Raw genomic sequence first — 14,417 nt, forward strand, 5'->3', positions numbered from 1 at the left:
CATCGTCCGGACTTTGGAAAGCCTCAGTCCGCAAGCGGTCCTTCTGGGCTGCGGGGTTGGCCGGTTTCCAGAATGCCGATGCTCATGTCGCGCTTGCCGGCATGGCCCGGGCGTTTCTCCACGGTAAATCCTGCGGCCTGGAGGTTCCGCCGGACCCATCCGGCGGCCGAATAGGTGGCAAACGTCCCGCCTTCGCATGTACGGCTGGCGACAGCCTGCATGAGTTCCTCGGACCACATCTCCGGATTGCGGGCCGGTGAGAACCCGTCGAGATACCATGCGTCCGCATCAAACTTTGCCTCCCGCACCTCCGTCAGGGCGAGCCCCGCATGGATATGAAGACTGATGGAGTTTTTACAGCTTTCGATATCGAGCCTGATGTCTCCTTCGGGCTGGTCTGGCCATCCGGCGGTGAGTCGCTCCGCTCTCGGGCCGAGATCCGGCCATGCGGCCAGTGCGCGGATCATGTCTTGACGATCAAGCAGGCGCAGTTCGAAGGAGTGAAACTCGAGCCGCGCCCCAGGAGCGGCGGCACGCTCCCATGCAGACCATGTCTCGATGAAGTTCAGGCCCGTGCCAAAGCCCAGCTCAGCGATCACGAAGTGCTGCCTTCCGGCAAAGCGTTCGGGAAGCCGGTTGCCGCTTAAAAATACGTGACGGCATTCCGCCCGGCCATCCGCGCGCGAATAATAGAAGTCGCCAAACTCCTCTGAATAAGGCATATCGCCCGCATGCCACGACAGCGGCGCGCGCTGGCGCGGAGTATCGTCATCTGGTTCAGGGGGATCGATCATGGCTGTTGCCGATAAAGCCGCATCGCCTGCCGGTCAAGCAACGCCTGATCTGCTGATCGCCGGGGCAGGGGTTTCGGGATTGTGGCTTGCGCTCAAGGCGACGCGCGCCGGCCTCTCCGTCACGCTGGTCGAGCGGGGAAACCCCGGCGGTGGTGCCAGCGGCGGCTTCCTCGGCGCACTGATGCCGCACAGTCCCGAACGCTGGAACGGCAAGAAGGAATTCCAGTTCCGCGCCCTCGTTGACCTCGAAGACGAGATTGCAAGGCTTGAGTCCGAAACAGGTGTCCCTTGTGGCTACCGAAGGGTCGGCCGGATCCTGCCATTGACCTCGGAACGCGGTCGCATCACTGCCATAGAACGGATCCCCGAAGCCCAGGCCAATTGGGGCGAAGTGTTCGGTTATACAGTGCACCATACCCCTGACAGGGGAGACTGGCCCAATATCCTGCGGGCTCCCCATGGTGTCGTGCACGAAACACTGTCGGCGCGGATATCCCCGCCCGGGTTGCTCGAGGCGCTCCTGACCGGTCTCGCCGTGATGCCGAACTTCGATTTCCGGCTCGGTGTCGAGCTGGTCGAGTTGTCCGCAACCGGCAAGTTGGCAAGACTGTCGGACGGATCGACCGTCGGCTTCGGCCATGCGGCGCTGGCAAACGGTATCGATGCATTCCCGATGATCGCCCGGCTGGCCGGGCTTCCGGCTCATTCGGTCGGGGGCGGCGTCAAGGGGCAGGCTGCGCTTATGGATGCCGGCGCGCCGCCGGATCTGCCTTTGGTCTATGATGACGGTGTCTACGTGATCGCCCATGAGAATGGCCGCGTCGCCGTGGGCTCGACCAGCGAAAACCGGTTCGATGATCCACAGGCAACCGATGAGCGGCTCGATGAAGTCATCAAGCGGGCCCGCAAGCTTTGCCCCTTGATCAAGGATGCGCCGGTTATCCGCCGTTGGGCCGGGGTGCGGCCCCGGGCTGTCGGTCGTGATCCCATGCTCGGACCTGTTCCTGGTGCGCCGGGCGTCCTGGCCATGGCGGGCGGGTTCAAGATCAGCTTCGGCATTGCCCACCGCATGGCTGACTGCCTGGTGGCTGAAATCACCGGGGAAGCCGGGCCGGAGACGCCGCAGAGCTTTGCGGTCACCAGCCATCTGGCCAAGGCGGCCGAACAACCGGCCAAGTCATAGATCACCAAACATCGCTAAAGGTCGTCAACCGGTTGGAATCGCCGCAACAGTTTGCGGTTTTTCTTCAAAGTCCGGGTATCGACATTTGCCGTCGTGCTGCTACCGTTCGGCCTCTATCAGGATGGACTGGACAATGAACACAATACCTTATCCCCGCGATCTTGTGGGCTACGGCCGTACCTCGCCTGACCCGAAATGGCCCGGGGGCGCCCACTGCGCCGTTCAGTTCGTGGTCAACTACGAGGAGGGGGGTGAAAGTTCGATCCTCGATGGTGATCCGGCGTCCGAAAGCCTGCTGTCGGAAATAGTCGGTGCGCAACCCTGGCCCGGCCAGCGTAACATGAACATGGAATCGCTTTACGAATACGGCTCTCGCGCCGGGTTCTGGCGGCTGTGGCGGATGTTCACCGAGCGCAACATGCCGGCAACGGTCTATGGAGTGGCCCTTGCTATGCAGCGCAACCCCGAAGCGGTGGCGGCGATGAAGGAAGCGGACTGGGAGATTGCCAGTCACGGTCTGCGCTGGCTTGAATACAAGGACTTCTCCGAGGAGGAGGAGCGACACCACATCGCCGAATGCGTGCGCATCCATACCGAGGTGACCGGCTCGCGGCCGCTCGGCATCTACCAGGGCAAGCCGTCGGTCAACACCTTGCGCCTGGTGATGGAGGAGGGCGGTTTTGTCTACTCGGCCGATTCCTATGCCGATGAGCTTCCCTTCTGGGTGGATGGTCCGAACGGCCCGCACCTGATCGTGCCCTACACGCTCGATGCCAACGACATGCGCTTCGCCACGCCGCAGGGTTTCAATTCGGGCGATCAGTTCTTCAGCTACCTCAGGGACACGTTCGATGTGCTGATGGCAGAGGGGGCTGCCGGCAGCCCCAAGATGATGTCTATCGGCCTGCATTGCCGCCTGGTCGGCCGCCCCGGCCGGGCTGCGGCGCTTGCAAGGTTCCTCGATTACGTCGCGTCCCATGACAAGGCTTGGGTGACCCGCCGCATCGACATTGCCAACCACTGGCATCAGCACCACCATCCGGAGAAGACGACATGAGTGACCGCGACGAGTTTGTCGGCCGGTTCGGCGGTGTGTTCGAGCATTCGCCGTGGATCGCCGAGCGCGCCTGGGACCACGGCCGTATTGCTACCCCTTTGCATTCCGGTTCTGTCCACAAGGCCTTGTGCGCAGAGTTCCGCGCAGCCAGCCATGCCGAGCGCATGGGCGTGCTGCGCGCCCACCCGGATCTGGCAGGCAAACTGGCGATCGCCGGAGAGCTGACCGAGGAATCGAAATCAGAGCAGGCCGGTGCCGGTCTCGACCGGTTGAGCGCGGAAGAACACGCGCGTTTCACCGCACTCAACAGCCGCTACATGAGCGATTTCGGCTTTCCGTTCATCATTGCGGTCAAGGGTCACGACAAGGACAGCATTCTTTCTGCATTCCAGTCCCGTGTCGCAAATGACCCCGAGACCGAGTTTGAGACCGCCTGCGCCCAGGTGGAAAGGATCGCCGGCTTCCGGATTGCCGCGATCCTTCCGGAAACCTGAGCAGATGACGCGCGAACTCAAACTCGAAACTCTGACGGCCGACGCCTTTGCGCCCTTCGGCACGATGATGGATATCTCGGCATCCGAATTGCGCCTGATCAATGGCGGCACCACCGAGCGCTTTCATGGGCTCGCCATGGCCGACACCGAGACCGGCGGCGGCCGCACGATCCTCTCGCTGTTTCGCGGTCAGCCGCGTGTGTTTCCTTACGCTGTCGACATGATGGAGCGGCATCCGCTCGGCAGCCAGGCATTCTTCCCGGTCACCGAAGCCGACTGGATTGCAGTTGTCGCCCCCGACGTTGATGGTCGCCCGGGCCAGCCAAGGGCGTTCCTTGTTCCCGGCCATATCGGTCTCCAGTACGACCGCAATGTCTGGCATCACCCGTTGATTGCCGTGGGCCGTGTCAGCGATTTTCTGGTGATGGATCGCGAGGGCGATGGCGTCAATCTCGAGGAAGCCAGCTATGATGAGCCCTATCTGATCGCCCGACCGGCCAACTGATCCAAGGAGACGCCAATGTCCGCCCAACCACTGCCCACCGGAACCGGTCGCTTGACCACGCACGTGCTCGACACCGCGCGCGGCAAGCCAGCTGCCGGACTGGTCATCGAGCTTGTCCGGATCGAGGGGATCGACCATCACCTCATCAAGACCGTCAGCACCAACAGTGATGGCCGGGTCGATGCCCCGCTGCTGTCGGGTGCCGACCTCACCCGGGGGGTCTACGAGCTTCGGTTCCATGCCGGGGATTACCTCCGCTCGACCGGAGACGATCTGCCAGATCCGGCATTCCTCGACGTGATCCCGATCCGCTTCGGGATCGCCGACACGTCCGCGCATTATCACGTGCCGCTGCTGATCTCGGCCTATGGCTATTCAACCTACCGCGGCAGCTGATTCCAGCCGCGTTTCAGCATTGCGTTCTTGCGCGCGCGTGTTGGCCGCGTACCGGCAACGCGCGCGGCATGGGGATGGACCCGAAAACCGGGACAGGAGCGGGGAGTTGTCCGGAAAAAGCAAAAGCCGCGTGGCAGTACATCCGTGCTCACGCGACTTTTTAAAGCGATCCTCTAAAGGACCACTGCTGATCCACAGCTTGCATTAAGGTCATTAATGAAGAGTTAAGACGGAAATATGACATCGGTGGAAAAAGTGGCGCCATGGCACGTGCAACTACAGATGAACCGCCTCGCCAGCAACATAGACATGGCGGACTGACCGATCATCGCCCATTGTTTGCATCAGGAACAGTTCTTCTTCCAGGGTGGTGACCGTTTCCATCCGGATGGCCATCGCCGGGGTCGCGCAGGCGTCCAGCACGATGATGTCGGCATCGCTCCCTGGCTCTAGCGTGCCGATCCGGTCCACCAGACCCAACGCCTCTGCATTGCCGCGGGTGGCCTGCCAGTAGCTCTCGATCGGGGGCAGGCGGTGGCCACGCAATTGCTGGATCTTGTAGGCCTCGTCGAGTGTTCTGAGCAGTGAGTAACTCGACCCGCCGCCGATATCGGTGGCAATCGCGGTCCGGACGCCGTGCTGCTTCAGGCGCTTCAGATCAAACAGTCCTGATCCCAGAAACAGGTTCGAGGTCGGGCAATGCACCGCCACGGATCCGGCTTCCGAGATGGCGTGCATTTCCCGGTCCGACAGATGAATGGCATGGCCGAGCAGCATCTTGTCGGTCAGCAGCCCGTACCGCGCATAAACGTCGGTGTAGTCCTTGGCCTCGGGATAGAGCTCGAGCGTATAGGCAATTTCGGCATCGTTCTCGGACAAATGCGTCTGGATCAGAAGGCCGGGATGCTCGCGCGCGAGCGTACCGGCTGCTTCCAGCTGGGCCGGGGTCGAGGTGATGGCAAAGCGCGGCGTGATCGCCACGTGATTGCGCCCCTTGCCATGCCAGTCGGCAATCACGGCCTTGGTATCGTCATAGCTCGATTGCGCGGTGTCGGTCAGTGCTTCGGGCGCGTTGCGGTCCATCATCACCTTGCCGCCGACCATCAGCAGGTTACGGCGCTGCGCTTCAGTGAAATAGGCGTCGGCCGAGCCCTTGTGCACCGAGCAATAGGCTGCAGCGGTGGTGGTGCCGTGGCGCAGCAATTCATCGAAGAACAGTGTTGCGAAACGGGCGGAATGCGCCGCGTCGGCGAAGCGTTGTTCCTCGACGAAGGTGTAGGTGTTGAGCCATTCGAGAAGATTGGCGGCGTAGCTGGCAGTCACCTGCATCTGCGGGAAGTGAATATGCGGATCGATCAAGCCGGCCATCAAGAGAAGTGGCCGATGATCGATGACCTCAATACCTGCGGGCGCCTTCGATGCCACCTCCGCATAGGAGCCGGCCGCCGTGATCATCCCGTTTTCGACAAGCAACGCGCCGTCAGTCTCATAGATGTAGCTTGCCTCATCGTCGCGCGCCTGCGGCCGCGACTTGAAGCTCAGCGTCCTTCCCCGCAGCAGCCTGGCTGTCATTGCCCTGTCTCGCCCGCTGTGGGCGTGCCGGCGACAGCCGATTCATACCAGGCAACGATCAGCGCCCGCTCTTCCGGCTCCACATAGGTGATGTTGCCCGGCGGCATGGCATGGCTGCGGCCGGCCTGGATATAGATTTCGCGCGCATGACGGGCGATTTCTTCGGTGGTCTCGAGCTTCACGTTCTTGGGGGCGTGTGCCATGCCTTCCCACAATGGCTCAGCGGCGTGACACATCGAGCAGCGCACCATCACGGTCTCGCTGACCGCCTCGAAATGGGCGTTGGTGACAAAACGCTCGTACACGGGTGCCAGCGACGCCTCTTCGATCACCTCGTCGGCGCGCGGAATGCTCGACAGCCACACGATGGCCAGGAACAGGGCCACAGTCGCAGCCCAGGTCCAGTGCGGCTTGCCCTTGCGGGCGTGTACCGTGTTGAACCAGTGCCGGATCGTCACGCCCATCAGGAACACCAAGGCTGCAATCAGCCAGTTCCACTGCGTGGCGAACGCCAGCGGGTAGTGGTTCGACAGCATCAGGAAGATCACCGGCAGGGTGAGATAGTTGTTGTGCAGCGAACGCTGCTTGGCGATGCGGCCATATTTTGGATCCGGCGTCCGCCCGGCCTTCAGGTCGGCAACGACGATCTTCTGGTTCGGAATGATGATCATCGCCACATTGGCGCTCATGATTGTCGCGGTGAATGCGCCCAGGTGCAAAAGCGCCGCCCGGCCGGAAAACACCTGTGTGTAGCCCCAGGCCATGGCCACCAGCACCGCGAACAGCACCAGCATCAGTCCCGTCGTGTTCTGCCCGATCGGCGACTTGCACAACAGGTCATAGATGATCCAGCCGAACACGATCGAAGCCAGCGAAATCGAGATCGCGATGGCAGCCGAGACATCGAGCACCGTGGTGTCGATCAGGTAAAGTTCCGCGCCGGCATAGTAGACCACGCACAGCATGGCGAAGCCTGACAGCCAGGTGACATAGCTCTCCCACTTGAACCAGGTCAGATGCTCGGGCAGCCGTTCGGGCGCCACCAGGTATTTCTGGACATGATAGAAACCGCCGCCGTGAACCTGCCATTCTTCGCCATAGGCGCCCTCGGGCAAACCCGGCCGCTGCACCAGGCCCAGATCGAGCGCGATGAAGTAGAACGACGAACCGATCCAGGCGATGGCCGTGATCACATGCAGCCAGCGCACGGCAAAGCTGAGCCACTCCCACAGGACTGGGTACTCGTAGAGAAAATCGGTCATCCGTGCCCCTCGCACTTCGGTTTGTTTTTGCAGTGCACATGATGCGCAATGCAACACGGATTGGAAAGCCCGCTTTCATTTGCCGCGATACGAATCAGCTGCTGGTTTTTCCTGATAATGAAGGTCTGTTTCCAGAAAGCTCCACATAATGACATCCGGCCAATGTCCCGGCGGCAATTGCCGTGGTCCCGTGGGTCCGCCATGGCGCTGTGGATTGTCATCAAACTGAATCAAAATCGTCACGGGACTGAATCATGCTCGCTCTATCCCCGCCTCTCTAGGGACACATGAAATCCCGGAACGAACAATGGAGCAAACCAATGCTTAAAAAGAATCTACTTGCAGCCGCATCGATGGCGCTGGGCATGACCCTCAGCTCCGCGGCTTTCGCGGAAACCCAGATCACCTGGTGGCACGCAATGGGCGGCGCTCTGGGTGAAGCGGTCAACGAGATCGCCACGGACTTCAATGCAAGCCAAAACGAATTCAAGATCACGCCTGTGTTCAAGGGCACCTACGAAGAAACCCTGACCGCCGGCATCGCCGCATTCCGCGCCGGCGAGCAGCCCAATGTCATGCAGGTGTTCGACGCCGGCGCCGCAACCGTGATCGGCGCCAAGGGCGCCACCGTTCCGGTGCAGGACCTGCTGGCCTCCAACGGCATCGATTTCAACATCGAAGATTACATTCCAGGCGTGCGTTACTTCTATGCCGACGCAGACGGCAAGATGATCGGAATGCCCTTCAATTCCTCGACCCCGATCATGTATTACAATGTTGAGGCTTTTGAGAAGGCTGGCGTAACTCCGCCGAAGACCTGGGAAGAGTTTGCAAGTGTAACAGCGCCTGCCCTCAAGGAAGCCGGTTACATCCCGATGGCGCAGTCGCACCTGCCGTGGATCTTCACCGAAAACTTCTTCTCGCGCCACAACCTGCCTTTCGCCACCAATGACAATGGCTACGGCGACGGCGAAACCAAGATCCTGGTCAACACGCCTGAAATCAAGGCCATGTTCACCGCGCTCAAGGACTGGAAAGACCAGGGTTTCTTTGAGTGGTACGGAACCGGCTGGAATGACAACCAGAAGCCTTTCGAAGAAGGCAAGATCGGCATGTGGTTCGGTTCGTCGGGCTCGTTCGGCGGCCTGCAGCAGACCGCGGCCATGCCATTCTCGGCGACCCTGCTGCCCTATTGGGAAGCTGTGACCACCGAGCCGACACAGACCTTCATCGGCGGCGCCGCCCTGTTTGCAATGTCCGGCAAGTCGGATGAGGAAAACAAGGCCACCGCCGAGTTCTTCCGCTTCCTCGCTTCCCCTGAGGTGCAGGTCAAGTGGCACAAGGACACCGGGTATGTTCCGATCACCAATGCTGCCTACGAGCTTGCAACGGCTCAGGGCTACTACCAGGAAAAGCCTGCCGCTGAAGTCGGCGTGCTCCAGCTGCTGCTGCCTGCCGGTGACAACACCAAGGGTTACCGCATGGGCTTCTACGTCCAGATCCGCGATGTGATGAACCGCGAATATGGCCGCATCCTGACCGGTGAAACCACCGTCGACGAAGCCTTCGCAACCATCGAGAAGGAAGCCAACGAGCTTCTCGAGCGCTTCAACAAGACCCAAGGCTAAGCCTAGCTCTTCTTGTTGAACACGGGCAATTCAGTGGCCGTCATTTCTGGCGGCCGCTGGTTCGATCTTTAGGGGATGCCGCCATGAAGCGCGCCGGTTTCAATCAGCTTGGGTTGCCAGTAATGCTGCTGCTTCCACAGCTCATCATCATTGCCGTCTTTTTCTACTGGCCTGCCGTTTTTGCAATTTACTCGTCTTTTTATCTGCAGGATCCGTTCGGCTTTGGCTCAACCTTTGTTGCCCTCGAAAACTACACCGGGCTTCTGTCATCCGCCGAATACCGGAAGGTTGCCGTTTTCACTGTGGTTTTCTCGCTGCTCGTAACGTTCCTTTCACTGTCGATCGCGCTGCTGCTTGCCGTCAAGGCAGACAAGGTGATCCGCGGCGCCCGTACCTATCGCACGCTGTTGATGTGGGTCTACGCGGTTGCGCCGCCGGTGGCGGGATTCATGGGCGTGATGATGTTCAACCAGGGCACCGGGCCGATCACGGAGTTTCTTGCCCTGTTTGGCTGGGAGTTCAAGCTTGGCGTGAATTTCAACGACACTGCCCTGGCCATGGTCGTGGTCGCGGCGTGGAACCAGATCCCGGTCAATTTCATCTTCTTCCTCTCGGGGCTTCAATCCATTCCCCAGTCGGTCAAGGAGGCGGCGATGATCGACAACAGGTCTGGCGTTCGCCGGTTCTGGGACGTGACCTTTCCGCTGTTGGCGCCAACGGCATTCTTCCTTCTGGTCATCAACATCACCTATTCGTTGTTCGACACATTCGGCACCGTCGACACCCTGGTCAAAGGCGAGCCCGGCAACAATCCGATGACGCTGGTCTACAAGGTTTATGTCGATGGATTCCGAGGCAATGATCTCGGTGGCTCCTCGGCTCAATCGGTTATCCTGATGGTCCTCGTGCTTTTGCTGACCGTATTCCAGTTCCGGCTTATCGATCGCCGGATTCACTACACGTAGGATATCAACAATGGCTGTCATGACTGATACGGACAGAACCGTCGCTCGCACCGGACGACCGGTGCGGTGGTCTGTGGTGATCGATCATGCGATCCTGATTGCCGGATCGCTGATGATGATACTTCCTGTCTTTGCTGTTTTCATCTCGACAAGCATCAGTGACGTGGAGATCTACCGGGAGGGACTTAACCTTTCGCTTGGCCCGCATATGGCCGAAAATTTTGACAAGGCCCTTTTCCTCAAGGGCGGGTTCACCGGAGAAATCACCGGTTCGAGCATGCTGATCAATTCGTTCATCCTCGGCATCGGGTTCGCTTTGGGCAAGATCCTGATCGGAATGACGGCGGCCTATGCGATCGTCTATTTCCGGCTGCGGTTTGCCACCTTCGCCTTCTGGATTATTTTCACCACGCTGCTGCTGCCGCTCGAGGTGCGGATCCTTCCCACTTACGAAGTGGTCCAGGGTCTGGGGCTCGCCAACACCTACACGGGCCTGATCCTGCCTCTGGTCGCCTCAGCCACGGCGACCTTCTTCTTCCGGCAGTTTTTTCTGTCGGTTCCCGAAGAGCTCGTCGAAGCCGCTCGGATAGATGGTGCAGGACCGGTGAAGTTCTTCATCGACATCCTGGTTCCGCTGTCGCGGACAATGGTTGCGGCGATCTTCATCATCATGTTCGTCTATGGCTGGAACCAGTATCTCTGGCCCACCCTGATCACCACCGATGAATCGCTTTTCACCCTCGTCCGCGGGATCAAGCAGATCATCCAGAATCTGGATGGCGCCAACGTTCCTGAATATGGGCGCGCCCTGGCTCTGGCCATCATCGCCATCCTGCCACCGGTCCTGGTGGTCGTCATTTTCCAGTCCTGGTTTGTCAAGGGACTGGTTGAATCAGACAAATAGAGGTTTCCCATGGTCCACGTTTCGCTCGAGAGCATTTCGAAAGTCTATCCGAACGGCGTCCGTGCGGTTCAGCCGACAAGCTTCAACATTGAAAAGGGCGAGTTCATTGTTCTCGTCGGTCCCTCGGGCTGTGGCAAGTCCACATTGCTGCGCATGATGGCAGGGCTGGAGGAGATCACCGAGGGCGACCTCTCGATCGCCGGGCGGGTGGTCAATGACATCGATCCCGCCGAACGCGACATCGCCATGGTGTTCCAGAACTATGCGCTCTACCCGCACATGACCGTCTACAACAACATGGCCTACGGCCTGCGCAATCGCGGCATGGGCAAGACCGAGATCGACAAGGCGGTGAAGGAGGCGGCAACCATGCTCAATCTCACCGAATATCTCGAGCGGCGTCCCAGCCAGCTCTCAGGCGGGCAACGCCAGCGCGTTGCCATGGGCCGTGCCATCGTGCGTAGCCCTTCGCTGTTCCTGTTCGATGAACCGCTATCGAACCTTGATGCCAAGCTTCGCGGACAGATGCGCATCGAGATCAAGGCTCTGCAGCGCCGGCTCGGGGTCACTTCGGTCTACGTGACCCATGACCAGGTCGAGGCCATGACAATGGCCGATCGCATCATCGTTCTCAATGGTGGTCGGATCGAGCAGATCGGCACCCCGGCGGAAGTCTATCACCAGCCCGCCAGCACCTTCGTCGCCAGCTTCATGGGCGCACCGCCGATGAACCTGTTGCCGGCCCGCTACAACGGCAATGGCCGGGTGCATCTTTCCGAAACCGTGCACATCGAGGCCCCAGGCCAGGCTAACTATTCGGGTGACATCAGGCTTGGCGTAAGGCCCGAGAATGTCGGCATCGTCGGCGCCTCCCACCCCGACGCCCTGCGGTTCGATCTCGAATTCGTCGAGGAACTTGGCGCCGGGCGGCTGCTTCACGGCAAGGTCGGGGAAAGCGGACTGATCGTCCATATCCCCCATACCGACCCGATCCCTTCCGATGAGGTCTATGTCGATCTGCCGAAGTCGGCGCTTTTGATGTTTGATCCGGCAACCGGAGCCCGGTTGTGAACGCGCTCGGTGATCGGGCGGGCTTTCACACCCGCACGGTCGATGTGTTGCCCCGTGTCACGCCCGAGCAGCGCGAGGCGATCCTGACCGCGCCGCGCACCACCGAGATGCATCGCGCCTTCATGGCCGACATTCCGGCGATGAGCATGGTCGAAACCGGCGGCGCCGCGACTGACGCCACCGTCCCGCAGGTCTTCACCGTTGCCGCCTGGAACCTGGAGCGGTGCCTGTTCCCAGAAAAGAGCGCCGCGCTGCTGGCCGGTCAGACTCCGGATGTCGTGCTGCTTACGGAAATGGATTGCGGCATGGCGCGCACCGGGCAGCGCCATCCCACCGCCGAACTGGCCGCTGCCCTGGGCATGCATTACTCCTATGGTGTGGAGTTCTTCGAAATCGGCCTCGGCGGTGAAACCGAACGCCCTTACTGCGTAGATTCAGGCAACCGGATCGGCTGGCACGGCAACGCTGTCCTGAGCCGGGCGGCGCCGGTCTCCTCGGTCCTGATCCGTCTGGATGACCACGGACATTGGTACATCGACGGCCCCTTTGCCTGGGACCGGAACCAGCCACGCATCGGCGGAAGAATGGCCATCGCCACCATTCTCCCGGCCGGCACCGGCAATCTTTGCGTCGTCTCCGTTCATCTGGAAAGCAATGCGGATTCCGCCCACCGCGGCGCGCAGATGGAACGGTTGATCGATGCCGTTGAAAAGTTTGCGCCCGACCACCCTGTGATCATTGGAGGCGACCTCAACACCGGCAACAGCAAGGACAGCCCTCACTGGCAGGATGAAAGCCTGTTCGATGTTGCCCGTGTGCATGGATTTTCCTGGGACAACAATGCCGAGGGCATGACCACCCGGCGCAGTTATCTGACGCCTCATCCGACGCGGTCGATGAAGCTTGACTGGTTCGCGTCACGCGGTTTGTCGATGGATGGCGCCCGGATTGTGCCGGCGCTTGATCCCAATGGCGAACCGCTGTCGGATCACGAACTGATCGTCGGCCATTTTGCCATCCCCTGATGGGTCGCCGCGGCGACAATCCTCAATCCATATGGGCGGCGGTCGGCGCTGTTCCTGCTTGGACGGCTCTGGGTTTGCGCAACATCAGTGCCAGCGGAATGGCAAACAGTGTCACCATCATCATCAGCTTGAAATCATTATTGTAGGAAATCATCAGCGCCTGCTGGTTGACCAGCCCATCAAGCGTTTGCAGCATCGCCGGATCGGTCACCGCGCCCGGGAGCAGGTCCTGCAGAACCGGGTTGAACGGATTGATGAAGGCGCCGAGTTCCTGGTGATTGATCTGGACATTGCGCGTCAGGTACAGCGTCACCACCGAGATGCCGATCGAGGATCCCAGATTGCGCACCAGGCTGAACAGGCTGGCAGCATCGGTGCGGTACTGAACCTCAAGCGTAGCGAAGGCCACGGTCGACAGCGGCACGAACACCAGGCCCAGCCCCAGCCCCTGAATGACCCCGGTGGAGATCACCGGCCAGCTGTCCATTTGCGGCGAAAAGCCGGTCATCAGGTAGAGTGAGCTCGAGGTCAGCAGCAGCCCGGCAATCACAAGGTAGCGCGCATCGACGACACGCAGCAGGCGCCCCACAAGGATCATCGAGATCATGGTTCCCACCCCACGCGGCGCCATCACCAGTCCGGTGGTGATCGTCGAGTAGCCGAAGACGTGCGACAGCATCGGTGGCAGCAGCGCCAGGCTCGCCAGCAGCACGATGCCGACGATGAAGATCAGCACCAGCCCGGTCACGAAGTTGCGGTCGGCGAAGATCTTCGGATCAACGAAGGGATCGTGGGCCGTGGCCAGGTGCACCGTGAAGATCCAGATGCCGGTGATCGCCAACCCCAGCTCGATCCAGATTTCCCAGGCCGAGAACCAGTCCACTTCACCGCCTCGGTCGAGCATCAGCTGCAACGCACCGACGCCGAGCGACAGCATGGCGAAGCCGAAGAAATCGAACCGGCGCAGCCGCCGGGCGACTTCCGGCAGATAGGCGGCGCAGCCCATGAAGGCGATGATGCCGACCGGCAGGTTGATGAAGAACACCCAGCGCCAGTTCAACGCTTCGGTCAGCCAGCCGCCAAGCGTCGGGCCGATGATCGGGCCGACCATGATGCCCGCACCCCAGATCGCCATGGCCTGGCCGTGGCGCTCCTTCGGATTGATGTCGAGCAGGAATGTCTGAGACAGCGGTACGATGGCCGCGCCGAATAGCCCCTGGAGAATGCGGAACAACACCATCGTTTCGAGGCTCGGCGCCAGCCCGCAGGCCATCGAGGTGGCGGTGAAGCCGACAATCGTGGTCAGGAACAATTGCCGCCGGCCAAACCGGTCCGCCAGCCATCCCGTCACCGGCGTCATGATCGCCGCGGCCACAATGTAGGAGGTCAGCACCCAGGTGATGGTGTCCTGCGACGCGTCGAGATCGCCGGTCATCGCCGGCAACGCCACATTGGCAATCGTCGTGTCGAGCACCTGCATGATTGTCGCGAGCATGATCGAAACCGTGATCAGGCCCCGATGCGGCACTCTGTGCCCGGGTTCGTCGGTCATGCTCATTGT

15 protein-coding genes are annotated in these 14,417 nt (G+C 60.7%); 10 read left to right on the forward strand and 5 right to left on the reverse strand.

All coding sequences use genetic code 11. The annotated features are described in order from the left end of the window. Nucleotides 1-23: 23 nt before the first annotated feature. Nucleotides 24-794 carry a tRNA (5-methylaminomethyl-2-thiouridine)(34)-methyltransferase MnmC2 gene (gene mnmC2, locus GTW23_RS15215; protein WP_252916385.1) on the reverse strand — a complete coding sequence of 257 codons (771 nt, stop codon included), beginning with the start codon at nucleotides 792-794 and terminating at the stop codon, nucleotides 24-26. Here mnmC2 and GTW23_RS15220 point away from each other — a divergent pair. The 5 genes from GTW23_RS15220 to uraH all read left to right on the forward strand — a co-directional run bounded on the left by GTW23_RS15220 (nucleotide 793) and on the right by uraH (nucleotide 4,429). Continuing rightward, nucleotides 793-1,977, forward strand: a complete 1,185-nt coding sequence (locus tag GTW23_RS15220; protein ID WP_252916386.1) for an NAD(P)/FAD-dependent oxidoreductase — start codon at nucleotides 793-795, stop codon at nucleotides 1,975-1,977. The two genes, mnmC2 and GTW23_RS15220, sit on opposite strands and share 2 nt — an antisense overlap. 133 nt (nucleotides 1,978-2,110) lie before the next feature. Then, nucleotides 2,111-3,034: an allantoinase PuuE gene (gene puuE / locus GTW23_RS15225; RefSeq protein ID WP_252916387.1), complete on the forward strand. Its 924-nt coding sequence runs from the start codon at nucleotides 2,111-2,113 to the stop codon at nucleotides 3,032-3,034. Further along, nucleotides 3,031-3,528, forward strand: coding sequence for a 2-oxo-4-hydroxy-4-carboxy-5-ureidoimidazoline decarboxylase (gene uraD, locus GTW23_RS15230; protein WP_252916388.1), 498 nt, complete (start codon nucleotides 3,031-3,033; stop codon nucleotides 3,526-3,528). Before puuE ends, uraD begins: the two co-directional genes overlap by 4 nt. A 4-nt stretch (nucleotides 3,529-3,532) precedes the next feature. Continuing rightward, entirely contained in the window at nucleotides 3,533-4,033 is a 501-nt protein-coding gene (locus tag GTW23_RS15235; RefSeq protein WP_252916389.1) for an ureidoglycolate lyase, read from the forward strand. Between the two features lie 15 nt (nucleotides 4,034-4,048). Next, the gene (gene uraH / locus GTW23_RS15240) at nucleotides 4,049-4,429 is read left to right on the forward strand and encodes a hydroxyisourate hydrolase (RefSeq protein WP_252916390.1); all 381 of its coding nucleotides are present in this window, start codon (nucleotides 4,049-4,051) and stop codon (nucleotides 4,427-4,429) included. A 276-nt stretch (nucleotides 4,430-4,705) separates the two neighbouring features. Here uraH and guaD read toward each other — a convergent pair whose 3' ends face one another. The 3 genes from guaD to GTW23_RS15255 form a co-directional block, all read right to left on the reverse strand. Then, the gene (gene guaD, locus GTW23_RS15245; RefSeq protein WP_252916391.1) at nucleotides 4,706-6,001 is read right to left on the reverse strand and encodes a guanine deaminase; all 1,296 of its coding nucleotides are present in this window, start codon (nucleotides 5,999-6,001) and stop codon (nucleotides 4,706-4,708) included. Further along, a complete protein-coding gene (locus GTW23_RS15250; protein WP_252916392.1) occupies nucleotides 5,998-7,263 on the reverse strand; it encodes a urate hydroxylase PuuD in 1,266 nt (421 codons plus the stop codon). The genes guaD and GTW23_RS15250 overlap by 4 nt, the downstream gene beginning before the upstream one ends. 75 nt (nucleotides 7,264-7,338) lie before the next feature. After that, on the reverse strand, nucleotides 7,339-7,506 hold the full coding sequence (locus GTW23_RS15255) for a hypothetical protein (protein WP_193217310.1): 168 nt from the start codon (nucleotides 7,504-7,506) through the stop codon (nucleotides 7,339-7,341). A gap of 77 nt (nucleotides 7,507-7,583) precedes the next feature. Between GTW23_RS15255 and GTW23_RS15260 the strand changes: the two genes are divergently transcribed. The 5 genes from GTW23_RS15260 to GTW23_RS15280 all read left to right on the forward strand — a co-directional run bounded on the left by GTW23_RS15260 (nucleotide 7,584) and on the right by GTW23_RS15280 (nucleotide 12,856). After that, nucleotides 7,584-8,891 carry an extracellular solute-binding protein gene (locus GTW23_RS15260; protein ID WP_252916393.1) on the forward strand — a complete coding sequence of 436 codons (1,308 nt, stop codon included), beginning with the start codon at nucleotides 7,584-7,586 and terminating at the stop codon, nucleotides 8,889-8,891. Between the two features lie 83 nt (nucleotides 8,892-8,974). Beyond that, nucleotides 8,975-9,856, forward strand: coding sequence for an ABC transporter permease subunit (locus GTW23_RS15265; RefSeq protein ID WP_152009676.1), 882 nt, complete (start codon nucleotides 8,975-8,977; stop codon nucleotides 9,854-9,856). A gap of 19 nt (nucleotides 9,857-9,875) precedes the next feature. Further along, on the forward strand, nucleotides 9,876-10,760 hold the full coding sequence (gene ugpE, locus GTW23_RS15270) for a sn-glycerol-3-phosphate ABC transporter permease UgpE (RefSeq protein ID WP_152011589.1): 885 nt from the start codon (nucleotides 9,876-9,878) through the stop codon (nucleotides 10,758-10,760). A gap of 9 nt (nucleotides 10,761-10,769) precedes the next feature. Continuing rightward, nucleotides 10,770-11,831, forward strand: coding sequence for a sn-glycerol-3-phosphate ABC transporter ATP-binding protein UgpC (ugpC, locus tag GTW23_RS15275; protein ID WP_152009675.1), 1,062 nt, complete (start codon nucleotides 10,770-10,772; stop codon nucleotides 11,829-11,831). Next, nucleotides 11,828-12,856: an endonuclease/exonuclease/phosphatase family protein gene (locus tag GTW23_RS15280; RefSeq protein WP_252916394.1), complete on the forward strand. Its 1,029-nt coding sequence runs from the start codon at nucleotides 11,828-11,830 to the stop codon at nucleotides 12,854-12,856. The genes ugpC and GTW23_RS15280 overlap by 4 nt, the downstream gene beginning before the upstream one ends. 22 nt (nucleotides 12,857-12,878) lie before the next feature. Here GTW23_RS15280 and GTW23_RS15285 read toward each other — a convergent pair whose 3' ends face one another. Beyond that, entirely contained in the window at nucleotides 12,879-14,414 is a 1,536-nt protein-coding gene (locus GTW23_RS15285; RefSeq protein ID WP_252916395.1) for a DHA2 family efflux MFS transporter permease subunit, read from the reverse strand. Nucleotides 14,415-14,417: the final 3 nt, after the last annotated feature.

The sequence above is a fragment of the Parahoeflea alexandrii genome, from assembly GCF_024105735.1.
Classification (GTDB): Bacteria; Pseudomonadota; Alphaproteobacteria; order Rhizobiales; family Rhizobiaceae; genus Hoeflea; species Hoeflea alexandrii.